The organism is Streptomyces sp. NBC_01451 (assembly GCF_036227485.1).
Taxonomy (GTDB): Bacteria; Actinomycetota; Actinomycetes; order Streptomycetales; family Streptomycetaceae; genus Streptomyces.
Genome location: NZ_CP109479.1, coordinates 2,170,895 through 2,193,840 on the forward strand (window position 1 = coordinate 2,170,895; position 22,946 = coordinate 2,193,840).

The 22,946-nt window shown below is 71.7% G+C and carries 18 protein-coding genes; 4 read left to right on the forward strand and 14 right to left on the reverse strand.

What is annotated here, in order from left to right; genetic code table 11:
- Positions 1-11: 11 nt before the first annotated feature.
- Entirely contained in the window at positions 12-464 is a 453-nt protein-coding gene (locus OG595_RS09185) for an ATP-binding protein (RefSeq protein WP_327698198.1), read from the forward strand.
- 130 nt (positions 465-594) lie between these two features.
- On the opposite strand, the gene argF is transcribed toward OG595_RS09185, so the two are convergent.
- A complete protein-coding gene (gene argF, locus OG595_RS09190) occupies positions 595-1,602 on the reverse strand; it encodes an ornithine carbamoyltransferase (RefSeq protein ID WP_329269839.1) in 1,008 nt (335 codons plus the stop codon).
- A gap of 190 nt (positions 1,603-1,792) precedes the next feature.
- On the reverse strand, positions 1,793-3,019 hold the full coding sequence (locus tag OG595_RS09195; protein WP_329269842.1) for an arginine deiminase: 1,227 nt from the start codon (positions 3,017-3,019) through the stop codon (positions 1,793-1,795).
- 222 nt (positions 3,020-3,241) lie between these two features.
- Here OG595_RS09195 and OG595_RS09200 point away from each other — a divergent pair, with 222 nt between their 5' ends.
- Positions 3,242-4,243, forward strand: coding sequence for an SPFH domain-containing protein (locus OG595_RS09200; protein WP_329269845.1), 1,002 nt, complete (start codon positions 3,242-3,244; stop codon positions 4,241-4,243).
- Positions 4,240-5,139, forward strand: a complete 900-nt coding sequence (locus OG595_RS09205) for a hypothetical protein (protein WP_329269848.1) — start codon at positions 4,240-4,242, stop codon at positions 5,137-5,139. The genes OG595_RS09200 and OG595_RS09205 overlap by 4 nt, the downstream gene beginning before the upstream one ends.
- A 327-nt stretch (positions 5,140-5,466) precedes the next feature.
- Here OG595_RS09205 and OG595_RS09210 read toward each other — a convergent pair whose 3' ends face one another.
- Together OG595_RS09210 and OG595_RS09215 are read right to left on the reverse strand one after the other, a co-directional pair.
- Positions 5,467-8,070: a polynucleotide kinase-phosphatase gene (locus tag OG595_RS09210; protein WP_329269851.1), complete on the reverse strand. Its 2,604-nt coding sequence runs from the start codon at positions 8,068-8,070 to the stop codon at positions 5,467-5,469.
- Positions 8,067-9,605 carry a 3' terminal RNA ribose 2'-O-methyltransferase Hen1 gene (locus OG595_RS09215; RefSeq protein ID WP_329269854.1) on the reverse strand — a complete coding sequence of 513 codons (1,539 nt, stop codon included), beginning with the start codon at positions 9,603-9,605 and terminating at the stop codon, positions 8,067-8,069. Before OG595_RS09215 ends, OG595_RS09210 begins: the two co-directional genes overlap by 4 nt.
- Positions 9,606-9,776: 171 nt before the next feature.
- On the opposite strand from OG595_RS09215, the gene OG595_RS09220 reads away from it, so the two are divergent.
- Entirely contained in the window at positions 9,777-11,186 is a 1,410-nt protein-coding gene (locus OG595_RS09220) for a M1 family metallopeptidase (protein WP_329269856.1), read from the forward strand.
- 58 nt (positions 11,187-11,244) lie between these two features.
- Here OG595_RS09220 and OG595_RS09225 read toward each other — a convergent pair whose 3' ends face one another.
- From OG595_RS09225 to OG595_RS09270, 10 genes are all read right to left on the reverse strand, one after another.
- Positions 11,245-12,810 carry an ABC transporter ATP-binding protein gene (locus OG595_RS09225; RefSeq protein ID WP_329269859.1) on the reverse strand — a complete coding sequence of 522 codons (1,566 nt, stop codon included), beginning with the start codon at positions 12,808-12,810 and terminating at the stop codon, positions 11,245-11,247.
- Positions 12,807-13,649 (reverse strand): ABC transporter permease, encoded by an 843-nt coding sequence (locus OG595_RS09230; RefSeq protein ID WP_329269861.1) that lies wholly within the window; start codon positions 13,647-13,649, stop codon positions 12,807-12,809. The genes OG595_RS09225 and OG595_RS09230 overlap by 4 nt, the downstream gene beginning before the upstream one ends.
- Positions 13,646-14,599, reverse strand: a complete 954-nt coding sequence (locus OG595_RS09235; protein ID WP_329269864.1) for an ABC transporter permease — start codon at positions 14,597-14,599, stop codon at positions 13,646-13,648. The genes OG595_RS09230 and OG595_RS09235 overlap by 4 nt, the downstream gene beginning before the upstream one ends.
- Complete coding sequence (locus tag OG595_RS09240) at positions 14,596-16,179, reverse strand: ABC transporter substrate-binding protein (protein WP_329269867.1); 1,584 nt, start codon at positions 16,177-16,179, stop codon at positions 14,596-14,598. The genes OG595_RS09235 and OG595_RS09240 overlap by 4 nt, the downstream gene beginning before the upstream one ends.
- Positions 16,180-16,257: 78 nt before the next feature.
- The gene (locus OG595_RS09245; protein WP_329269870.1) at positions 16,258-17,043 is read right to left on the reverse strand and encodes a class I SAM-dependent DNA methyltransferase; all 786 of its coding nucleotides are present in this window, start codon (positions 17,041-17,043) and stop codon (positions 16,258-16,260) included.
- Between the two features lie 185 nt (positions 17,044-17,228).
- Positions 17,229-18,476: an MFS transporter gene (locus tag OG595_RS09250; protein WP_329269872.1), complete on the reverse strand. Its 1,248-nt coding sequence runs from the start codon at positions 18,474-18,476 to the stop codon at positions 17,229-17,231.
- Positions 18,460-19,602, reverse strand: a complete 1,143-nt coding sequence (locus OG595_RS09255; protein WP_329269874.1) for a dipeptide epimerase — start codon at positions 19,600-19,602, stop codon at positions 18,460-18,462. Before OG595_RS09255 ends, OG595_RS09250 begins: the two co-directional genes overlap by 17 nt.
- Positions 19,599-20,684, reverse strand: coding sequence for a PLP-dependent cysteine synthase family protein (locus OG595_RS09260; protein WP_329269877.1), 1,086 nt, complete (start codon positions 20,682-20,684; stop codon positions 19,599-19,601). The genes OG595_RS09255 and OG595_RS09260 overlap by 4 nt, the downstream gene beginning before the upstream one ends.
- Positions 20,681-21,475 (reverse strand): Rossmann-like domain-containing protein, encoded by a 795-nt coding sequence (locus tag OG595_RS09265; RefSeq protein ID WP_329282751.1) that lies wholly within the window; start codon positions 21,473-21,475, stop codon positions 20,681-20,683. Before OG595_RS09265 ends, OG595_RS09260 begins: the two co-directional genes overlap by 4 nt.
- Before the next feature lie 89 nt (positions 21,476-21,564).
- Positions 21,565-22,824: an ATP-grasp domain-containing protein gene (locus OG595_RS09270; RefSeq protein ID WP_329269880.1), complete on the reverse strand. Its 1,260-nt coding sequence runs from the start codon at positions 22,822-22,824 to the stop codon at positions 21,565-21,567.
- Between the last annotated feature and the right edge of the window lie 122 nt (positions 22,825-22,946).

Sequence of the window (22,946 nt, forward strand, 5' to 3'; positions counted from 1 at the left end):
CAACCTGCTCCATGAACGGAACCGCCGTGCAAGAACCCCCCGCCCCCGCCTCCTGGCGTATCGCCCTGCCGCACACCGCCGCGGCCGTGCCTGTCGCCCGCGCACTGGTCCGCACGGCTCTGACCGAGCTGGAACACGCGGCGGCGGACTGCGACACGGCGGAGCTGCTCACCGCGGAGCTGGTGGCGAACGCCGTGGAGCACACGGCCGGGGACGCGCCGATAGAGCTGGTGGTGGAGCTGCTGCCGACCAGCTGCCAGGTCGAGGTCCACGATCCCGACCCGGCACCGCCGGGGAATCTCACACGGCCGTTGTCGGAGGAGCCGGACCCCTGGCAGGAACACGGCCGGGGGCTGCTGCTGATCCGGACCCTGAGCTCGTCGTGCGGCCACCGGACCACGGACTCGGGCAAGGCGGTGTGGTTCAGGGTGCCGGTGGTGCCGGCACAGTGGCGCCGGGCGTAGGGGTACGTTTTCAAGCCCGTCCGGCGCTTGAGGACAAGGCCCGTTCAGGGGCCGAGGGGGTCCGGGGGCACAGCCCCCCCCAGGTCGAGGACGGGGGGAGCGGACAGGGGCGGCCGGGGCGAGAGACCCCTCACCCCAGCGAGGCGACCAGCACGGCCTTGATCGTGTGCAACCGGTTCTCCGCCTCGTCGAACACCACCGAGTGCGCCGACTCGAACACCTCGTCCGTGACCTCCAGGGACTCCAGACCGTACGTCTCGTGAATCTCGCGCCCCACCTTCGAACCGAGATCGTGGAACGCCGGCAGACAGTGCAGGAACTTCACGTCCGCGTTCCCCGTCGCCCGCAGGACGTCCATCGTCACGGCGTACGAGGCCAGTGCCGCGATCCGCTCGGCCCACACCTCCTTCGGCTCCCCCATCGACACCCACACGTCGGTGGCGACGAAGTCGGCGCCCCGCACCCCCTCCGGCACGTCCTCGGTCAGGGTCACCCGCGCACCGCTCGCCTCCGCCAGCTTCCGCGCGTCGGCGACGACACCCTCGGCGGGCCAGTAGGCCCGCGGCGCGACGATCCGTACGTCCATCCCGAGCAGGGCACCGGTGATCAGATACGAGTTGCCCATGTTGAAGCGGGCGTCGCCGAGGTAGGCGAAGGCGATCTCCGTCAACGGCTTGTCGCTGTGCTCGGTCATCGTCAGCACGTCGGCCAGCATCTGGGTGGGGTGCCAGTCGTCGGTCAGGCCGTTGAACACCGGCACCCCCGCGTACGCGGCCAGCTCCTCCACCGCCGCCTGGCTGTCGCCCCGGAACTCGATCCCGTCGTACATCCGCCCGAGCACCCGCGCGGTGTCCTTCACGGACTCCTTGTGCCCCATCTGCGAGCCCGACGGGTCGAGGTACGTCGTCGAGGCACCCTGGTCCGCCGCCGCGACCTCGAACGCGCAGCGCGTGCGCGTCGAGGTCTTCTCGAAGATCAGCGCGATGTTCTTCCCCACGAGGTACCGCGTCTCGGCCCCGGCCTTCTTCGCCGCCTTCAACTCGGCGGCGAGGTCGAGCAGCCCGCGGAACTCCTCCCCGGTGAAGTCCAGCTCCTTGAGGAAGTGGCGCCCGGCGAGGGCGGTCGGGACAGTCGCCATGGGGGCGCTCCAGGTGATCCGGCAGGGCGTACGGGACATGAACGAATGGAAGTCTATACGACTCATTACATTTCTATGCGGTCAGGTTTTCGAGCCCACCGAGGAGACCGACCGAAAGCCGCGGACAAGCCCCGGACAAGCCCCGGACGAACACGCCCACACGCACACCCACGCCCACACCCGCTCCCCCTTACGTCACCGCGTCCCGCTGCACCGGGCAGCTCATACAGCGCGGGCCGCCCCTCCCCCGCCCCAGCTCACTGCCCGGGATCTCTATCACCTCAAGGCCCTGCTTGCGCAGATGCGTGTTCGTGGTCGCGTTGCGCTCGTACGCGACGACCACACCCGGCTCCACGGCGAGGACGTTGCAGCCGTCGTCCCACTGCTCGCGCTCGGCCGCGTGCACGTCCTGGGTCGCGGTCAGCACACGGATCTCGCTCAGGCCGAGCGCGGCGGCGACGGCCCGGTGCATGTGCTCCGGCGGATGGTCGGTGACCTTCAACTCCTTGTCCCCGACGCCCGGTTCGATGGTGTACGAGCGGAGCATGCCGAGGCCGGCGTACTGGGTGAAGGTGTCCGCGTCGACCATCGTCATCACGGTGTCGAGGTGCATGAACGCACGCCGCTTGGGCATGTCGAGCGCCACGATCGTCTCGGCCGAACCGGCGGCGAAGAGCTTGTGCGCGAGCATCTCGACCGCCTGGGGCGTGGTCCGCTCGCTCATGCCGATGAGTACGGCGCCGTTGCCGATGACGAGGACGTCCCCGCCCTCGATGGTGGAGGGGTAGTCCGCCTGCCCCTCCGACCAGAGATGGAAGGTTTCGTCACGGAAGAGCGGGTGGTGCCGGTAGATCGCCTCGAAGTGCACGGTCTCCCGCTGGCGCGCCGGCCAGCGCATCGCGTTGATGGAGACGCCGTCGTAGATCCAGGCCGAGGTGTCACGGGTGAAGAGATGGTTGGGGAGGGGGCCGAGGAGGAAGTCGTCCAGGTCCATGACATGGAAGCGGACCGAGGCCGGTTCCTCGTGCGCGGCCAGGAACTCGCGTTTGGTGATGCCGCCGATGAGCAGTTCGGCCAGCTCGGCGGCGGGCAGGGTCTCGAAGGCGGCCCGGAGATGGTCGGTGGCCAGCGGCCCGTACTCCTTCTCGTCGAAGACACGGTCGAGTACGAGGGTGCGGGCCGCCGGGATCGCCAGGGCCTCGACGAGCAGGTCACCGAAGAGGTGGACGACGACGCCCCGGTCGCGCAGGACGTCGGCGAAGCCGTCGTGCTCGGCGCGCGCACGGCGTACCCACAGGACGTCGTCGAAGAGGAGGGCGTCCTTGTTGCTGGGGGTGAGCCTTTTGAGCTCTAGATCCGGCCGGTGCAGGATGACGCGGCGCAGCCGCCCGGCCTCGGAGTCGACATGGAATCCCATGCCTCCATCCTGACCACTCCGCACCTTGTTCACCCGCTGGTCGGCGGTATATGTGCGATAACCCTCGGCACCCCGCCCCTCCGTACACCCCTCCGCACATCCCTCCATCTCGTCCCCTTGACGATAAGGGGGTGGACCGAATATCGTCTACATGACGACAAATGGTGCGGGGTGCCTGCGAACGGGCGCCCCGCACCGGACGAGGGGATGGACGACAGGCACATGGCCGACATCACCCGGCGCCTGGGCTGGCGCCACCTGCGCGGCACACCCACCGCCCACATCCGCCACCACCGCTCCGGCCGACTGGCGCACGACGGTCCCGGGCTCAGCTTCTGGTACCGCGCCCTGACCGCCACGCTCTCCGAAGTCCCGGTCGACGACCGGGAGCTGGCGATGACCTTCCACGCCCGTACGTCCGACTTCCAGGACGTGGCGGTCCAGGCGACCGTCACCTACCGCATCAGCGACCCCGCCCTGGCCGCCACCCGACTCGACTTCTCCGTCGACCCGGACACGGGCGTCTGGCGGAGCGCGCCCCTGGAACAGTTGGCGACCCTCCTGACGGAGACGGCCCAGCAGCACGCCCTGGACGTCCTGGCCCGTACGGCACTGTCGTCCGCGCTGGTCGACGGGGTGGCGTCGGTGCGGGAGCGGGTCGCGGCGGGACTGGCCGCCGAGCCGCGCCTGCCGGCCACGGGCATCGAGGTCGTGGCCGTACGGGTGGTGGCACTGCGGCCGGAGCCCGAGGTGGAGCGGGCCCTGCGGACTCCCGCCCGCGAACAGATCCAGCAGGAGGCCGACCGGGCGACGTACGAACGCCGTGCGGTGGCCGTCGAGCGCGAGCGGGCCATCGCCGAGAACGAACTGGCCAGCCAGATCGAACTCGCCCGCAGGGAAGAACAGCTGGTCGACCAGCGGGGCACGAACGCCCGCCGGGAGGCCGAGGAGTACGCGGCGGCCGACGCGGTACGGGCGGAAGCCGAGGCGGCGCGGGTGGTACGGCTGGCGGAGGCGGAGGCCGCGAGCGTGCGCGGGGTGGGCGAGGCACGGGCCGAGGCCCAGGCGGCGTGGCTGCGCGCCCACGCCGACGCGGACGTGGCGATGCTGCACGCCCTCACGGGCACCCGGCTCGCCGAGAACCTGCCCCGGATCGACAGCCTGACGGTGTCGCCGGACGTACTGACCGGCCTGCTCGCCAGGCTGGGAGGAGCACAGGAGTGAGCCTCGCCCCACGGGCCGTCCTGGTCCACCGCACCACGGAGTACGAGGAGTTGGTGGCCCGACACGGCACGCACGGCCAGGCCGCCTACTTCCTGCGCTCCCGGGGCCAGGACATCAAGGAGGTCGCCGAACGCCACCACCGCACCCTCCGGTCCATGGCGGAGGTGACGGCGGCCATCCCGCTGACCTGGCGTCAGACCCGGGTCGAGCGCGCCGACTTGGACCGGTTCCTCTTCGCACCCGAGGACGTCGTCGTCGTGGTCGGGCAGGACGGGCTGGTGGCGAATGTCGCCAAGTACCTCACGGGGCAACCGGTTCTGGGCGTCGACACCGATCCCGGACGCAATCCCGGGGTGCTGGTGCGCCACCGGCCCGGGGACATGGCGGGACTACTGCCCGCGGTGCTCGCGCGGGACACCGGGGTCGACGAACTCACCATGGTCGAGGCGGTCGCCGACGACACGCAGCGGCTGGTCGCCCTCAACGAGATCTACCTGGGGGCACCAGGCCACCAGACGGTCCGGTACCGCCTGGGCCTCGACGACGACAGGGGTGCCGTCGAGGCCCAGGCCTCCTCCGGAGTACTGGTGGGAACGGGGACCGGGGCGAGCGGATGGCTGCGGTCGGTGTGGCAGGAGCGGGGCGCCACCCTGTCCCTGCCCCGGCCCACCGACGACCGCCTGCTGTGGTTCGTACGGGAGGCATGGCCCTCGCCGGTCACGGGAACGTCGCTGGTGTCGGGCGAGTTGGCGGCGGGATCGGGGCTTCGGCTCACGGTGGAGTCGGAACGGTTGGTGGCGTTCGGGGACGGGATGGAGGGGGATGCGGTCCAGCTGACGTGGGGGCAGACGGTTCGGGTGGGGGTGTGCGGAGAGCACCTGCGCCTGGTGGGCTGACACCCCGGCCCACCGGCCAAGTCCGGCCCGTCCGGCGCTTGAGGACGAGACCCCACCCGCCCAAGCCATGTCTCCCACCCGCCCCCGCCGCTCCTCCAGCCCAGGCCCGGGCAACCCAGCCCGTCCGGCGCTTGAGGACAAGGCCCCACCCGCCCAAGCCATGTCCCCCACCCACCCCCGCCACTCCTCCAGCCCAGGCCCGGGCAACCCAGCCCGTCCGGCGCTTGAGGACAAGGCCCCTTCAGGGCCGAAGGGGGTCCGGGGCGCAGCCCCCAGGAACAGCACGGGACGGGTAGGGGCGGCGGGGGCGAAAACCCCCGCCACCCCCTACAGCCGCGGATCCACCGGCTCGGACTCCAGCGCCAGCACCCCGAACACCGCCTCATGCACCCGCCACAACGGTTCCCCCTCCGCCAGCCGGTCCAGCGCCTCCAGCCCCAGCGCGTACTCCCTGATCGCCAGCGACCGCTTGTGATTCAGGAACCGCCCCCGCAGCCGGGCAAGGTTCTCCGGCCGGGTGTACTCCGGACCGTAGATGATCCGCAGGTACTCACGCCCCCGGCACTTGATCCCGGGCTGCACCAGCCGCCCCTTCCCGTCGCGCACCACCCCGCCCAGCGGTTTGACGACCATGCCCTCACCGCCCCGCCCGGTCATCTCCAGCCACCAGTCCACTCCGGCCCGCACCGACTCCGCGTCCCCCGTCTCGACGTACAGCCGACGCGTCGCCTGCAGCAGACCCGTACCGTCGTGCTCCACCAGCCGGTCCAGCAGGGCCAGTTGCTCATCGTGAGGCAGGCCGGCCAGACTGCGCCCCTCCGTCGCGAGGACCTGGAAGGGGGCCAGGCGGACCCCGTCCAGCCCTTCCGTCGGCCAGCAGTACCGGCGGTAGGCCGCCGTGAACGCCGAGGCGTCCGAGGCGCGTTCACGCTGGCGCGCCAGCAGGTCCCGCACGTCGACACCCCGCGCCGCCGCACCCTCCAGCGCGGCCAGCGCTCCCGGGAACACCGCCCCGGAGGCGGCGCCCACCGCCGCGTACTGCGACCGCAGCAGCCCGGACGCCTTGAGCGACCACGGCATCAACTCGGCGTCCAGCAGCAGCCAGTCGGTGCCGAGTTCCTCCCACAGGCCGGCCCCGTCCGCCGCCGCCCGTACCCGGCCGAGGATCTCCTCGGTCACCGCCGGGTCGTCGACGAACGGGCGCCCGGTGCGCGTGTACAGCGCCCCGGTCGGACCGTCACCGGCGGCTTCACCTGCTGCACCCGCACCACCGCCGTTCACGCCGAACCGCTTCCGGGCCACCTCCGCGTCACGGCACACCAGGACCACCGCCCGCGAGCCCATGTGCTTCTCCTCGCACACGACCCGCTCGACCCCGTCCGCCCGGTACTGCTCGAACGCCTCCGCCGGGTGCTCCAGGTAGCCCTCCACGTGGGAAGTGGCCGTCGGAGCCATCGTCGGCGGCAGGTACGGCAGCAGCCGCGGGTCGACCGCGAATCGGCTCATGACCTCCAGGGCCGCCGCCGCGTTCTCCTCCCGGACGGTGATCCGGCCCGCGTGGCGCGTCTCCACCACCCTGCGGCCGTGGACGTCCGCCAGGTCCAGCGGCCGGCCGTCGTGCCCGCCCGGCGCCTCCGACCGCAGCGGCCTCACCGGCTCGTACCAGACCTGCTCCGCCGGTACGTCGACCAGTTCCCGCTCCGGCCAGCGCAGCGCGGTCAGCTTGCCGCCGAACACGGCACCGGTGTCGAGGCAGATGGTGTTGTTCAGCCAGGTGGCCTCCGGGACGGGGGTGTGGCCGTACACCACGGCCGCCCGGCCCCGGTAGTCCTCCGCCCACGGGTAGCGCACCGGCAGGCCGAACTCGTCGGTCTCCCCGGTCGTTTCGCCGTACAGGGCGTGCGAGCGCACCCGGCCCGACGTACGGCCGTGGTACTTCTCCGGCAGACCGGCGTGGCAGACCACCAGTCGGCCGCCGTCGAGGACGTAGTGGCTGACAAGGCCGTCGATGAACTCCCTTACCCGGACTCGGAATTCGTCGCTCTCGTCGGCCATCTGCTCGATGGTCTCGGCGAGTCCGTGGGTGTGCTGGACCTTGCGGCCCTTGAGGTGACGGCCGTACTTGTTCTCGTGGTTGCCGGGTACGCACAGCGCGTTGCCCGACCCGACCATGGACATCACACGGCGCAGCACACCCGGGGTGTCCGGGCCGCGGTCGACGAGGTCGCCCACGAAGACGGCGGTACGGCCGCTCGGGTGCACCCCGTCCTCGTAGCCCAGCTTGCCGAGCAGGGATTCCAGTTCGGCGGCGCAGCCGTGGATGTCGCCGATGATGTCGAAGGGGCCGGTGAGATGGGTCAGGTCGTTGTAGCGCTTCTCGGTGCGGATCTCGGCGCTCTCGATCTCCTCCACACCGCGCAGGATGTGCACCTTGCGGAACCCCTCGCGCTCCAAGTGGCGCAGGGAGCGGCGGAGTTCGCGGATGTGGCGGTGGATGACCCGGCGTGGCATGTCGGCCCGGTCGGTGCGGGAGGCGTTGCGTTCGGCGCACACGTCGTCGGGCACGTCGAGCACGACGGCGATGGGCAGCACGTCGTACTGCCGCGCCAGCTCGACGAGCTGCTTCCGGCTGCTCTCCTGGACGTTGGTCGCGTCGACGACCGTACGGCGGCCCGCCGCGAGCCGCTTGCCGGCGATGTAGTGCAGGACGTCGAAGGCGTCCCCGCTGGCGCTCTGGTCGTTCTCGTCGTCGGCGACCAGTCCTCGGCAGAAGTCCGACGAGATCACCTCGGTCGGCTTGAAGTGCCGCCGCGCGAAGGTGGACTTGCCCGAGCCGGACGCCCCGATCAGGACGACGAGGGAGAGGTCGGTGACGGGCAGCACGCGCGCCTTGCTCTCAACGCGTGCGATGTTGCTCTCGATGCTGCTCATGCGGCCTTCGCCTCCTTCTCTTCCTTCTCATCCCTCTGGTGGTGCCGGCTCTCGGCCCCGGTCCCGGAATCGGTCCCGCTCCCGGGCTCGGTCCTCATCGTGAACACGGCCATCTGCGTGGGCGGACCCACCTCCGGGTCGTCCGGCCCGACGGGCACGAACTCCGCCTCGTAGCCGTGTCGTTCGGCCACCGTGCCCGCCCAGGAGCGGAACTCCTCCCGGGTCCACTCGAAGCGGTGGTCGCCGTGGCGGCTGTGGCCGGCCGGGAGGGTCTCCCAGCGGACGTTGTACTCGACGTTCGGCGTCGTCACGAGGACCGTGCGGGGGCGGGCCGCGCCGAACACCGCGTACTCCAGGGCCGGCAGCCGGGGCAGGTCGAGGTGTTCGACGACCTCGCACAGTACGGCGGCGTCGTACCCCTTGAGCCGCTTGTCGGTGTAGGCGAGCGAGCCCTGGAGCAGTTTGACGCGCGCCGCCTGCCGCTCCCCCATCCGGTCCAGCTTCAGCCGCCGCGAGGCGATGGTCAGCGCGCGCATCGACACGTCCACCCCGACGATCTCGGTGAACGCGGTGTCCTTGAGCAGCGCCTGCACCAACTGGCCCTGCCCGCAACCGAGATCGAGCACCCGAGCGGCACCGGACGCCTTCAGTGCCGCGATGATCGCGTCCCGGCGCTGTGCGGCGAGCGAAGTCGGCTTCTCCTCCGGTTCCGCCTCCGTCTCCTCCCCGACCGCGTTGTCGATCTCCTCGACGTCGCTGTCGTCGGCCTCGGCGAGCCTGACCAGCTCCAGTCGCTCCATCGCCTGCCGGGTCAGCGACCAACGGCGGGACAGATAGCGGCTGGTGATCAGCTTCTGCTCCGGGTGCGCGGGCAGCCAGCCCTCGCCGGCCCGCAGCAGTTTGTCGACCTCGTCGGACGCCACCCAGTAGTGCTTGGCGTCGTCGAGGACCGGCAGCAGGACGTACAGGTGGCGCAGCGCCTCGGCGAGGGTCAGCGTCTCCGATTCGAGGACGAGACGCACGTACCGGGAGTCGCCCCAGTCCGGGAACTCCGTGTCCAGCGCGACCGGTTCGGCCGCCACCGCCCAACCAAGCGGCTCGAAGAGGCTCCGTACGAGGTCGGCGCCGCCCCGGGCCGGCAGCGCGGGCACCTCGACGCTCAGCGGACGTGCCTGGCCGGGGAGTTCGGGCTTCGCCCGGCACTGGCCCTTCATCGCGCTGCTGAACACGGCGCTCAGGGCGACCGCGAGCAGCGAAGAGGCCGCGTACGGACGGTCGTTGACGTACTGCGCGAGTGCCGCGTCGGGTGCGCCGCCACGTCCCTTGCCCTTGCCGCGCCGGACCAGTGCGACCGCGTCGACCTCCAGCAGCAGCGCGGCCGTACAGCGCTCGTCGGACGCCTCCGGGTAGAGCACGTGCGCGGTGCCGTAGGAGGTGGAGAACGTCTGCGCGTTGTCGGGATGCTTGTGCAGCAGGTAGCCGAGGTCGGTCGCGGGACGTTCGGGGGTGCCGGTGGTGCTGATCGTCAGGAACACGGTGGCCAGGCCTCAGAGAAGGGTTTGAACTGGGAAAACTTGCTGTGCGTCAACGTACAGCGAACGCCCCCGGAGCACTCGGGCATTTTCCGCGCGCCCAAGCGGAGCCCCTCTCCTCGCTTGTCGCAGGCAGGGGTCGGCTGTCAGAACTCTGTGACAAGATCCGCTGCCATGTCGACGTTGCCCGCGTGGCCCTCAAGATCCGGTCGCCGTCTGCTGACCGTCCTGCTCGCGCTGCTCGTGACCGCGGGCTCCACCGTCGTCGCCGAGGCCGGCACGGCGCCCGGTGCCCGGGCGGGGACCGCGTCCGCGACCGGGGCCGCGACGCCCGACCGCCTCAGCTACGACGTGACACTGCGCGGCGACGCCGACGGCTCCCACTGGACCGGCCGGCAACGGGTGTCGTTCCGCAACGCCTCCGACCGGCCCCTGCGCGAGGTGTACGTACGGCTGTGGGGCAACGGCGACGACGGGTGCGGCACACCCGGCAAACCGTCCCCCGTCAGGGTGTCCAAGGTGCGCGGTGGCACTCCGGGCCGTCTCACCGTGGGTTGCACGGCGCTGGGTATCACCCTGCCGAAGCCGCTCGCACGCGGCGGGCGGACGGCCATCGCCTTCGACGTGTCCATCACCGTGCCCGGACGGAACAGCCGCTTCGGCCGCGAGGGCGCGTTCCGCTTCCTGGGCAACGCGCTGCCGGTCCTGGCCGTGCACGACACGAAGGGATGGCACCTCGATCCGTATGTGTCGACCGGCGAGAGCTTCTACGCTCTGGCAGGCGACTTCCGGGTGCGCCTCGATCACCCGACCGCCCTCAAGGTCCCGGCGACCGGCCGCACTTGGACCCGCCCCGGCCGGCCCGGGCGGACGGTCACGCACAGTGTCGCCCAGCGGGTACGGGACTTCGCCTGGGCGGCGGGCCCGTTCCGCACCGCGACCGAGATCTCGCCCGGTGGCGTGCGCGTGAAGTCGTACTGGTCGCCGGACACACCCGCCGCCGGCGTCCGCCTCAACCGCCAGGACGGCGTCGCCGCCGTCGACCGGTTCGGCAGGGAGTTCGGCCACTATCCGTACGGCGAGATCGACCTCGTGATGACCAGCGGGTTCGGCGGCGGCATGGAGTACCCCGGCCTGGTCCTTCTCGGCACCACCGAGGAGGGCGGCGCCGTCGTCCACGAGGTGGCCCATCAGTGGTGGTACGGCATCGTGGGCAACGACGAATACAACTCGCCCTGGCTGGACGAGAGTTTCGCCCAGTACGCCAACGCGCGCTTCTACGGCTGGGACACCGTCGGCTGCTGGTCGGAGGACGAGTGGCCGAGCGACCGCGCCGCGCTCACCAACTCGATGGCCTACTGGTCCGCGCACCGTGGCGAGTACCACCTCCTGTACACGGCCGGCCCCTGCGCCCTGTCCGATCTGGAACGCGCCCTCGGGGCCGACACCATGGCGCGGCTCCTCAAGCAGTACGCCCACGACCACTGGTACGGCGTCTCCACCACAGCCGATTTCAAGAAGGCCGCCCAGTCGGTGACGGACAAGGACCTGGGCCCCTTCTGGAGGCAGCACCGCATCCGCTGAGCCACCGAACCGCGAGCCGACCTCCCGTCCCTCGTCCCCTGTCCCCCGGCCTCCGCCTCTACCGCGCCGCCGCCAACAGCCGCCTGGTGAACGGGTGCGACGGCTCGGTCAGCACTCTCGCCGCCGGCCCCTGTTCGACCACCTCCCCCGCGTCGAGTACGGCGATCCGGTCGGCCGGCGACGCGATGTCCAGGTCGTGCGTGATGAGGACGACGGACAGGTCGTCGCGCCCGCGCCGCAGCCCGGTGAGGACGTCGAGGAGAGCGCACCGGGCGACCGTGTCGAGGCCCGAGGTGACCTCGTCGCAGACCAGTACCCGGGGTCGGGCCAGCAACGCCCGCGCGAGGGAGGCGCGTTGGAGTTCGCCACCGGAGAGACGGCCCGGTACGCGGTGAGCCTGCTCCTCGGTGAGGCCCAGTTCCGCGAGGACGGCGAGCGCCTCCGTCCCGGCGGCCGGGGCTTCGGCACCGCGCAGCCGTACGGCCGTACGCGCGACCTGGTCGACGACGGACCGGTACTCGTCGAACGCGGCCCGCGCGTCCTGGAACACGTACTGCACGGCTGCCAGTTGGCGCCGGTCACGGGCGCGCAGGCTGCGGGGAAGGAGGTGGCCGTCGAGGCTCACCCGGCCGTCGTATTCCCGGTGCAGTCCGGCCAGGCAGCGGGCGAGAGTGGTCTTGCCGCTGCCCGAACGGCCGACGACAGCGAGGCATTCGCCCGCGTGCAGTGCGAGTTCGGGGACGTGGAGGACCTGTGTGCGGTGGTGGCGGGCGGTCAGGTCCCGGACGTGAAGGACAGGAGCGCCGGTCCGGTCGTCGGCGTGGCAGTCTCCGTCTCCGTCGTTACGGACTCTGACACCGAACCGCGGTTGCCGGGCGAGGAGTTCGCGGGTCCACTCATGGCGGGGCGCGAGCCACACCCGCTCCGTCGGACCCGACTCGACGACCCGGCCGTCGCGCATCACCAGCACCTGGTCGGCCAGCGCGCGAACGACGTCGAGGTCGTGGCTGAGCAGGACCACGGCGATGCCCTGTGCGGCGACCGCCGCCAGCTCTTCGACGATGCGGCTCTTGGTCAACGCGTCCTGGCCCGTGGTGGGTTCGTCCGCGACGACGACCCGGGCGCCCAGCAGCAACGCCTGCGCCAGGACCACCCGTTGCTGCTGACCGCCGGAGAGCTGATGGGGGAATCGGCGCAACAGGGCTTCGCCTTCCGGCAGTTGGGCATCTGCCAATGCACGCAGCACCCGCGCGCGCACTTCCGTCCGGCGTGCCGTCCGGGGCAGGTCCCGTACCTGTCCGCGGGCGATGTCGTCGAGGAGGGCGCCCACCCGGCGGGCGGGGTTGAGGACGGCGCCGGGATGCTGGGGGACGTATCCGACGGGCCCCCCGCCGGACACCCGTACCTCTCCGGACACCCGGGCGCCGGGCGGGTGTTCGCCGAGGAGGGCCAGGCCGGTGGTGGTCTTGCCGCTGCCGGACGCGCCGACCAGGGCGGTCACCCGGCCGGGGAGGACCCGCAGGCTGACTCCGTCGACGAGGGAACGGCCGTCGATCTCGACGCGCAGGTTCTCGATCTCGGCGACAGGGACGTCAAGGACATCGCTGGTGACGTCGGCGTTCATGCCAGTCGTCCCTTCTCACCGGTACGCCGGTTGTCGCCGGGGCGCCGGATACGGCCGGTGCCCCGGTCCAGCGCCGCGTCGAGAAGCAGGTTGCTGCCCGTCGTCAGCGCGACGATCAGCAGCGCGGGCACGACCACGGCCCAGGGCTGCACGAACAGCCCGGTGCGGTTGCGGTCCACCATGACCGCCCAGTCGGCGGCGTCCGGCGTGACCCCGACGCCGAGAAAGGCGGCCGTGGCCACCAGGTACAGCACGCCGGTGAGCCGGATGCCCGCGTCGGCGGCGAGGGTGCGGAGGATGGCGCGGCCGACATATCCGACGGCCATGCGCCACCAGGTCTCGCCCTGCATGCGCAGCGCCTCGACAGCCGGGCGGGCGGCCGCCTCCGCTGCCGCCGCGCGCACGATCCGGGCGGCGTCGGGGATGTTGGCCAGTGCGACGAGCAGGGCGAGCCCCACCCCGCCCGGCTCGAACACCGAGGCCACGAGCAGGATCAGCAGCAGCGAGGGCACGGCGATCAGCACGTCCAGGGGCCGCATCAGCAACTCCTCCAGCCAACTCAGGTGCGTGAGCGCGCTGATGAGGCCGAGCGGCAGCGCCACGAGGTAGGCGAGCACGGTCGCGGCGAGCGCGGTCACCACCACCGGCCGACCGCCGTGCAGCACCTGCTGCCAGACGTCCCTGCCCACGAAGTCGGTACCGAGCCAGTGCCCGTCCCCGAGGGTGAACGAGACTGCCCGCGGCCCCGGTTCGCCCGCGAACAGCGGTCCGAGCAGGGCGAGTACGAGGGGTACGCCGATGACGGCGGCCCCGAACACGAAACGCGACCGGCCCTTCACGCCGCCGCCCCCGCCCGGGGTGCGAACCGGTGGGCGACGAGATCGGCGCCCAGGTTGAGGACGACGGTGAGCAGGCCGAACACCACCGCCATCCCCTGCACGACCGGCACATCGCGTTCGGCGACGGCGTTCATCAGGACGGTTCCCAGACCCGGGATCACGTACAGCGCCTCCACGACGATGACGCCGCACAGCAACCAGTCGACGGTGCGCGCGAGTTGCTGCGCCGCCGGGGCCACGGCATTGGGCAGGGCGTGGCCGTAGCGGACGCGGGCGCCCGGGACGCCGTACCGGCGCGCCTGGGCGGCGTACGGCGAGTTGAGCGCGTCGACCATCCCGGCGCGGACGAGTCGGGACAGTGAGCACACCGGCCGGGACAGGAGAACCAGGACGGGCAGGACGAGTGCGGCGGGGTGGCCGAGCAGGTCGGTGCCGTAGCCGACGGCGGTCGGCGGCAGCCAGCCCAGCCGGAGCGCGAAGACGGTCACCAGCAGCACTCCGAGGGCGAACTCGGGTACGGCGTACACGCCGAGGGTGACGGAGCTGACGAGCCGGTCCACGAGCCGCCCCTCGTGCTGGGCGGCGAGCACCCCGAGCCCGACTCCCAGAGGGATCAGGAGCGTCACGGTGACGGTCGCGAGCAGCAGGGTGGGTCCGAGCCCGTCCTCGATGTACGTTCCGACCGGGCGCCCGGAGATCAGCGAGGTGCCGAAGTCGCCGTGTGCGAGGCCCGCCGCCCAGTCGAGCAACCGTTCGTACGCGGGCCGGTCGAGGTGCATGGCGTCACGGATGGCCGCGATACGTGCCGGGTCGGGCTGGTCCCCGGCGAGTGCGACGGCCGCGTCGCCCGGCAGCGCCTCGGTGAGCGCGAAGACCAGCAGCACCACTGCCACGGTCTGCGCGCCGCCGAGAAGCAGCCGCCGGACGACGAAGGAGCGCAGTCCGCTCACGCCAGCCAGACCTTGTCGAACCGCGCCCAGTCGAGCGAGTTGGCGGGCGCCTTGGCCGCAACTCCCTTGACGTTGTCGGCGGTTCCGAGGATCCAGTCCGCGAACCCCCAGACCAGGAACCCGCCCTCGGCGTACAGCCGGCGCTGCATCCGCTCGTACACGGCGGTCCGCTCGGTCTTGTCCTTCGTGGACTGGGCCTGCTGGTAGAGCGCGTCGAAGTCCTTGTGGTGCCACTTCGTCGCGTTGGTGGTCGAGTCGGTGAGCAGCCGCTGCGAGATGTGGGCCTCGATGGGCATGGCACCGGACCGGTAGCAGCAGATCGTGCCGGAGTCGAGGATGTCGCTCCAGTACGAGTCCTTGCTGCCCATCCTCACGTCGATCGTGACACCCGCCTTGGCGGCCTGGTCACGGAAGATCCCGGCGGCCTCGGTGAAACCCGCGGCGACGGCGGAGGTGTCGAGCGTGACCTTGAGGTTCTCGGCTCCGGCCTGCTTCAGCAGGGCCTTGGCCCGGTCGAGGTCCTGGGCGCGCTGCGGGAGGTCGGCGGCGTAGTACTCGTACCCCTTCCCGAACAGGTCGTTACCGACGACGCCCGCGCCGGACAGCGCGCCGTCGACGAGTTCCTGCCGGTCGGCGATGAGGAAGAAGGCCTCGCGGACGCGCTTGTCGTCGAAGGGCGCGCGGTCGGTCTTCATCGCGAACCCCTGCATGGCGCTGTTGCGCAGCCGCACGATCTCGATCTGCCCCTTGCCCTCATGGGCCCGCGCGGTGGTCGGGTTGAGTTCGTGGGCGTACTCGACCTGACCGCCGAGCAGCGCGTTGACGCGTGCGGACTCCTCGTTGGCGACGACGAACTCGATCTCGTCGAGGTGCGGGGCGCCCTCCCAGTAGTCGTCGTATCGGCGGAACAGGGCCGAGCGGCCCGGCGCGAAGGACACGAACCGGAAGGGTCCGGAACCGACGGGCCTGGTGTCGAAGTCGGTTCCGGTCGCGCCGTCGGGCACGATGTACGCGCCGAACGCGGCCAGGATGTTGGGGAATTCGGCCGTGGGCCGCTTCAGGACGAACTCGATCCCGTGCGTGCCCGTGGCCCGGCTGGCATCGAGGTCGATCGGCTCCAGGGACGCCTTCGCCCGGAACGTCTGGTCGGGGTCGGCGATCCGCCGGTAGCTGTACAGCACGTCCTCGGCGGTGACCGGCCTGCCGTCGTGGAAGGTTGCCGGGCGCAGGGTGACCTGCCAGCGGTCCAGGGTCTTGTTGGCCTCCCACTTCTCGGCGAGGCGGGGCTGCGCGGAGAGGTCGGCGCCGTAGTCGGCGAGCTTGTCGTAGAGCGCCTTGGCCCGGGCGGCGTCGGCGAACAGGCCGGCCAGATGCGGGTCGAGGGTCTCGCTGGCGCCGCCGCCGGCGAAGGCGGCGCGCAGCCGCCCGCCGCGTCTGGGCGTACCGCTGTCGGAGCCGCTGCCTTCGGACGTGTCGTCCGTGGAGTCGGCGCAGCCCGCGAGGCCGAGCACACCGAGCGCTGCGGTTGTGCCCACGGCGGTGAGGAAACCGCGTCGGCGCAGGGCCGGGAAGTCGTTCATGGGAGTCCTTCGGGTGTCTTCGGCGTGTGAGGTGAGGTGAGTTGTGCGAGGTGAGTGGTGGGTGGTGTGAAGTGCGTGTCAGTGCCTTCGGCGCGCGACGAGGTGCAGTCGGTCCGCGTCCGTGCTCCCGCCGGGCAACTCGCCCTCCTGCCAGGGCGGTTCGGTTCGTGGCCCCGGTCCGTCGTGCAGTTCGAGTACGTCGAAGCCGTGCACGGCGAGGACGTGACGCAGCTCCTGCGGGAACAACAGGCGCCAGGCGGAGCGCTGTCGGGCGGGCGGCGTACCGTCGTCGGCCGTCCAGTCCCGTACGCGGCGCAGGAGCCCGGCCGTCCGGTCCACTGTGAGCGTGGTGACGGACCGGTAGGCGGTGCCCTGCCAGGTGAAGCCGCCGACGGCCGGGGTGTCGAGCAGGTCGGTCCGGCCGAGGAAGTAGGCGCCGTTGCGCATCTCGGCGACGAGGAGCCCACCGGGAGCGAGGGCTCGCCTGCTGGAGGCGAGGAACCCGTCGAGCTGTTCGTTGGTGTGGCAGTACAGCAGCGCGCTGTCGAGGCAGACGACGGCGTCGAAGACACCGGAGCCCAGTTCGAACGCGGTGAGATCGGCGCCGACGTACTCGGGGCCCGGGTGCCTCGCGCGGGCGTGTGCCAGCATCGCCTCGGAGAGGTCGGCCCCGGTGACGGTCCGCCCGGCGCGCTGCAGGTACTCGGCGTCGCGCCCCGTACCGCATCCGATGTCGAGCACGCGCGGTCCGCCGCCGTGCCGGCGCAGACAGTCCTCGGCCCAGCGTCCGGCCAGCCGGTCGGGGTCGGGGAAGCGGGCCTCGTACAGCTCGGGGTGGTCGGTGAGCAGGTTGCCGCTGCTCACCGGACGATTCCCGACAGGGCTGTTCACAGGGCGGTCCGAGTCATCACCGTTCACAGGCCGGTCCGTGTCACGACTGTTCACAGGGCGGTCCGAGTCATCACCGTTCACAGGCCGGTCCGTGTCACGACTGTTCACAGGGCGGTCCGAGTCATCACGGTTCACAGCAGCTTTCCGGGTTTCGCTGTTCACACCGCGCTCCGCTCCGCCACCGGAGCCGGGCTCACCGGTAGCGCCCCCAGCCGGTGCAGCCAGGCCACGCCTCCCGCCGACGCCAGGCCGAACACCGCGCAGCACGCCCAGGGCAGCCACTCGGAGCCGCCCCGGTCACCGGCGTCCATGGCCCACCCGACGACCGTGTTGCCGACGGCGGCGGCGATGCCGGAGACGACGTAGAAGATGCCGAAGCAGGTGCCCGTCAGCTCGGGCCGGGCGAAGCCGGGGATCAGCTCCATGACGAACGGCGAGGCGACCATCACACCGAGGTTGAGGATCAGCACCCCCACCAGGACGGGCACGGCGGCCCACCACGACCCGTCTCCCACCCCCGCCACCAGCATCGGCGGGAGGAACGCCAGCCCCATCAGCGCCAGCCCCACCGAGATCCAACGAGGCCGCGCGCCACGTGCCTTGAGCGACCGGGTGATCCGGAGCTGGAGCGCGAGGTTGGCGAGTGTGCCGACGAGGAAGACGAGGCCCGCCGCGCCGTTCCAGCCGGTTGCCCGGCGGGCGCCGTCGGGCAGGAGCAGGTAGAGCTGGTTCTCCAGGGTGAACATGCCGACCATGGCGAGCGCGAACGCGACGAAGGCCCGGTTGCTCACCACCTCGCGCCAGTCGGCGAGCACGCCCCCCTTCGCGGGTTCGACCTCTCGGGCGGGCAGGACAAGGGCCTGGGCGACCGTGAGGACGGCGAAGATGCCGGCGGCGGCGAGCGCGGACGCCCGGAAGTCGACCAGGAGCAGTGCGCTGCCGAGCAGCGGTCCGACCAGCGCGCCGGTGGTGGCGAACACGTTGAACAGCGCGAACGCCTCCGCCTTGCGGCCTCCGGCCTCCTGTGCGAGGTAGGCCCGCACGGCCGGGTTGAACAGCGCCCCGGCCAGCCCGCTCAGCACGGACGCGGCCAGCAGCACCGGCAGTCCGTCGCCGAGCGCGAACAGCCCGAACCCGACCGTCCGCAGCCCGCACCCGGCGATGATCACCCCACGCGCGCCGAGCCGGTCGGCGGCGGAACCGCCGATGATGAACAGGCCCTGCTGGCTGAGGTTGCGCACCCCGAGGACGATGCCGACGACGGCCGCCGACATCCCCAGGTCCTCGCTGAGGTGGGTCGCGAGGTAGGGGATGAGGAGGTAGAAGCCGGTGTTGACGCCGAGTTGGTTGACGAGGAGCAGCTGGACGGCGAGCGGGAAGCGCCGCATCTCACGCAACGTGCCCATGCTGGCCCTCCCCGGCTCCGAGCCCCTGAGTTCCGGACCCCTTCACTCCGAACGCCTTCACTCCAAGCTCTTTGGCTTCGAGCTCATTGGCTTCGAGCTCGTCGACTCCGAGGCCCGGGCGGTCACTCGCGCGTACGACGCCGTCGGCGCCGCCGATTCCGGACCACGGGTCCCGGGCCAGCAGCAGATGCCCGTCCAGGTCCGCCCAGCGGGCGCGGTCGGCGAGGTGGACGGCGGGTGCGATGCCGAGGGTGCTGGCGGTGAGGCAGCCGAGCATCAGCTCCGTACCGCTGCCCTCGATCAACCCGGCGATACGCAGGGCCGCGTGCACCCCGCCGCACTTGGCGAGCTTGACGTTGATGCCGTGCACGCGACCGGCGAGCCGCCGCGCGTCCTGGAGGTCCACCGCGTCCTCGTCGGCGATGAGCGGCAGCGGCGACCTCTCGGCCAGCGCCCCGAATGCCTCCGGGTCGCCGGGAGCGACGGGCTGTTCCACCGCCTCGACGCCGAGTTCGGCGAACCGGGGCAGCAACTCCCGTGCCTGGGCGATGTTCCAGGCCCCGTTGGGGTCGAGGAGCAGCCGTACGCCGGGCGCGGCGTCGCGGATGACACGTACGCGCTCCACGTCGTCCTCCGGGTCCGGGCTCCCCGCCTTGACCTTGACGATCCGGAAGCCGCTCGCGGCGAATCGGCGTGCCTCGCCGGCCGCGTGCCGCGCCGAGGAGATGCCGATGGTCCGGGCGGTCATGGCCTCGGGTGCGGCGGGTGCCCCCAGCAGCCGGTGCACGGGGACCCCGGCGCGCCTGCCGACAAGGTCGAGGAGCGCGGCCTCCACCGCGGCGGTGACGGCGGCCGGTGTGTTGTCGCCGCCCGCCAGATCCCCTTCCCGTAGCGCCTCCAGGGCGTCTTCCGGGTCGGCGAAACGACTCAACTCCACCCTGCTCAGCTGCCGTTGGAGCGTGTCGGCGTCGAGGCCGTAGTACACGCTGGTGACGGCCTCGCCGTGGCCGCGCAGCCCTTCGTGTTCGATGCAGAGCCACACCGCGTCGCGGGCGGCCATGGTGGAGCGGGAGATGCGCAGCGGCTCGGTGAGTTCGAGGCGGACGGTGCGCAGGCTGGCCTTCACTGGTTCCTTTCCTGCGGGGAGAGCGGGTCGGTGACGCGGGTGCAGCGCACCCAGCCGGTGGCCTCGGCGGCGCGGGGGTGGGGTATCTCGACGGGGCGGGTCGCCGCCGTGTTCGGGTCGAGGCCGTGGGCGAGGGCGAAGTCGTCGTCGTAGACGGTGCCGAGGTAGCGGTGCGGGCCGTCGGGGAAGACGGTGGCGACGACGGCGCCGGGGTGGACGCGGGCCGCCCAGGCGGCGACGCGGGCGACGGCGCCGGTGCTCCAGCCACCGCTGACGAAGCTCTGGCGGGCGAGCCTGCGACAGCTGTCGACGGCTTCGGCGGGGCCGATCCAGTGGACCTCGTCGAAGGCGTCGTAGGCGACGTTGCGCGGGTGGATGCTGCTGCCGAGGCCGCGCATCAGACGGGGCCGGGCGGGCTGGCCGAAGATGGTGGAGCCGGTGGCGTCGACCCCGATGAGCCGCAGCCCGGGCCAGCGCCGGCGCAGTGGTCCGGTGATTCCGGCGCTGTGCCCGCCGGTGCCGACGCTGCACACCAGGACGTCCAAGTGGTCGAGCTGGGCGGTGAGTTCGGCGGCCAGGGAGGCGTATCCGGCGATGTTGTCGGGGTTGTTGTACTGGTCGGGCCAGTAGGCGTCGGGCAGTGCGGCGAGGAGTTCGCGGAGGCGGGTGAGCCGCGCGGCCTGCCAGCCGCCCTGTGCCGCCGGCCGGTCGACGATCTCCAGCCTGACTCCGTGGGAGCGCAGCAACTGCCGCATGGAGGGCTCAAGTTCGCTGTCACCGACCAGTACGACGGGGTGGCCGAGGGCCTGTCCGGCGAAGGCGAGCCCGACTCCGAGGGTGCCGGACGTGGACTCCACCACCGGTGCGCCGGAGCGCAGTTCGCCGCGTTCACGGGCGCCGAGCAGCATGGACACGGCGGCGCGCGCTTTCATGCCGCCCACCCCGAGCCCTTCGAGCTTGGCCCAGAACCCCGGTTGCGGTCCCGGGAGTTCGGCGGTGATCCGGGCGAGGGGGGTGCGGCCGAGGAGCGCCAGCAGCTCATGGCGGGCGGCGGGCGCGGAGCGTACAACGGTCGTCGTCATCGGGGGCCGTTCCCGCCGTAGCAGTGGATGGTGCCGGGGCCGCCGTCGAGCCAGAAGAAGGGGTACGGTTCCGCGCAGACCGCGCTCACACCGTGTCCGAGGAGGCGGGGCAGGATCGCGCTGCCGGTCTGGGCGAACATGACCAACTGCCTTCCGTGGGCGAGCGCGTGGCGCCGCAGCGGCTCGAACGTCCCGTTGCCGAGGGTCATCCCGGAGGCGAGCACGGCGTCACAGCGTCCGTTCTCCACCTCGGCGAGGGCGTCGGTGACCACCGGATCGCCCCACTCCGTCGTGCCGCCCTTGAGATCGCACGGCACGTAGTTCAGTGCGCGTGAACGCAGTTGCTCCAGTAGGGAGTTGACGACTCCGACGACGAGGACCGTGGCCCCCGGCGGCAGGTCGAGAAGCGCCACCACGGTCTTCGCCCGCGCCCGTGACTTCACCAGCGAGGACCCCGCCGGGAGCCGCACCGCCCGGGCGCCGTGCTCGGGAGTGTGCGGGGTGATGTGCATGAGGTAGGCGTCGAGGGCGGCCACGCGCACCGGCGGCAGGGGGTGCTGAAGGAGCCGGGCGACGTCCGCGCCGACGCAGTCGTCGATCGCGTCGTCCGGCAGTTCCCCGGGTTCGACGGCGCACGACCCGACGGCCGCGCCCAGGCGGAGGCTGAGGACCTCGTTGCGGTATCCGCTGCCCCGTCCCTCGTGCCGTACGGCCTGCCGGGTGGCGAAGGCCACGGCGATGCGCTGCGTACGCGGATCGGGTCCGAGGTCACCGGCGAGAGCCCGGGCCACGAGTCCGTCGCAGGAATCCGGCGAGGCGACTGCCGAGGAGACCGCCGCGGCAGCTGCCGGGGCGATGACCGGCGTTCGCGGTCCGTCGTTCACCGGATCACCAGTCCGGCCCGCAACTCGCTCAGCAGGGAGTCGACGCGGGCGCGGGCGCCGAGTCCGTCGGGGTCGGCCGCCATGACGTGCCCGAGGTATTCGTTGTTGCTGCCCGCGGCCTTGACGACGGTTCCCGGTTCGGCGAGCTGGACCTCCAGCACTCCTTCCCGGGCCCGGAGTTCGCTGCCGCCGTTCAGCGATTCCAGGGTCCCCTCCGTCTCCGGGACGAGGAAGCCGACGGCCGCGCTGCGCAGCCCCGTGTCGGTGCGGCGCAGATCGGGGGCGAGGCCGAGGGAGACGTCCACGAAGGCGGCGGCGAGGTCGATGCCGGTGACGTGGCGGACGAGTTCGGTGATGCGGTTGCCGGCCGGACGCGGGTTGACCTCGACGACGCGCGGCCCGGCGGACGTCAGCTTGATCTCCGTGTGGGCCACGACCCCCTCCACCAGACCGAGTGCCTTCAGGGCGCCCAGCGCGGTCTGCTCGGCGGCCTCGGTGTCGGCGGCGGACAGTCCGGCCGGGAACATATGGCCGGTCTCGATGAAGGCGGGTGCTCCGGCGATGCTCTTGTCGGTCACTCCGACCACCTGGACCGCGCCCGCGAAGGACACGGTCTCGACGCTCACCTCGGGCCCGTCGAGAAGCTCTTCGAGGAGTACGACGGGCGGGCGCCGCTGCCCCCTGGCGTTGACCGGGAACGCACTCAACGCCCGGCAGGCCTGGGCGAGTTGGGCTTCGTCGTCGACGCGGCGGACATACATCCCCGCACAGAGGTCGACCGGCTTGACGACCAGCGGATACCCGATGCCGACCGCTTCGCGCACGATGTCGGCCCACTCCTCGCACACGGCGAAGCGCGGCCCGGGCACCCCGGCGTCCGCCAGTACGCGCCGGGTGGCGTCCTTGCGGCAGGCGTTCTCCACGGCTTCGGGGCCGGGGCCCGGCAGCCCGAGGCGCCCGGCGATCCGGGCGACCGTGGGCAGGTAGTAGTCGCACGAGGTGACGACACCGTCGAAGCCGAGCACCGCGTGCAACCGCTCGACGTACGGCAGCAGTTCGTCGAGGTCGTTGGTGTCGGCGGTGACCACGTTGCGGGCGCCGAGCAGCGGATGCGCGGCCCCCTCGGGCGCACTGCGCAGATAGTGGTGCAGGTCACGGGTGAGGAAGGTGAACTCGTGCCCGCTCTCCCGGATCGCCCGTGGCAGCAGCCTGCTCATCGATCCGACCCAGCTCTCGACCACCAGCAAATGAGCCACAACTCCCCTTTCCACCGCGGCGGTTGAGACCACCGGGGCAGCGCGAAGGCACCCCCGTCGGGGAGGGCTTCGGACTTGACCGTGGACACGTTATCGACAATCGTTTTCATTGTCATCTGATG

What these genes read in the sequence shown, in the direction of transcription:
- OG595_RS09185 (WP_327698198.1), top strand. Translation starts at nt 12, where the DNA reads ATGAACGGAACCGCCGTGCAAGAACCCCCCGCCCCCGCCTCCTGGCGT.
- argF (WP_329269839.1), bottom strand. Translation starts at nt 1,602, where the DNA reads ATGGCGACTGTCCCGACCGCCCTCGCCGGGCGCCACTTCCTCAAGGAG.
- OG595_RS09195 (WP_329269842.1), bottom strand. Translation starts at nt 3,019, where the DNA reads ATGGGATTCCATGTCGACTCCGAGGCCGGGCGGCTGCGCCGCGTCATC.
- OG595_RS09200 (WP_329269845.1), top strand. Translation starts at nt 3,242, where the DNA reads ATGGCCGACATCACCCGGCGCCTGGGCTGGCGCCACCTGCGCGGCACA.
- OG595_RS09210 (WP_329269851.1), bottom strand. Translation starts at nt 8,070, where the DNA reads ATGAGCAGCATCGAGAGCAACATCGCACGCGTTGAGAGCAAGGCGCGC.
- OG595_RS09220 (WP_329269856.1), top strand. Translation starts at nt 9,777, where the DNA reads ATGTCGACGTTGCCCGCGTGGCCCTCAAGATCCGGTCGCCGTCTGCTG.
- OG595_RS09225 (WP_329269859.1), bottom strand. Translation starts at nt 12,810, where the DNA reads ATGAACGCCGACGTCACCAGCGATGTCCTTGACGTCCCTGTCGCCGAG.
- OG595_RS09240 (WP_329269867.1), bottom strand. Translation starts at nt 16,179, where the DNA reads ATGAACGACTTCCCGGCCCTGCGCCGACGCGGTTTCCTCACCGCCGTG.
- OG595_RS09250 (WP_329269872.1), bottom strand. Translation starts at nt 18,476, where the DNA reads ATGGGCACGTTGCGTGAGATGCGGCGCTTCCCGCTCGCCGTCCAGCTG.
- OG595_RS09260 (WP_329269877.1), bottom strand. Translation starts at nt 20,684, where the DNA reads ATGACGACGACCGTTGTACGCTCCGCGCCCGCCGCCCGCCATGAGCTG.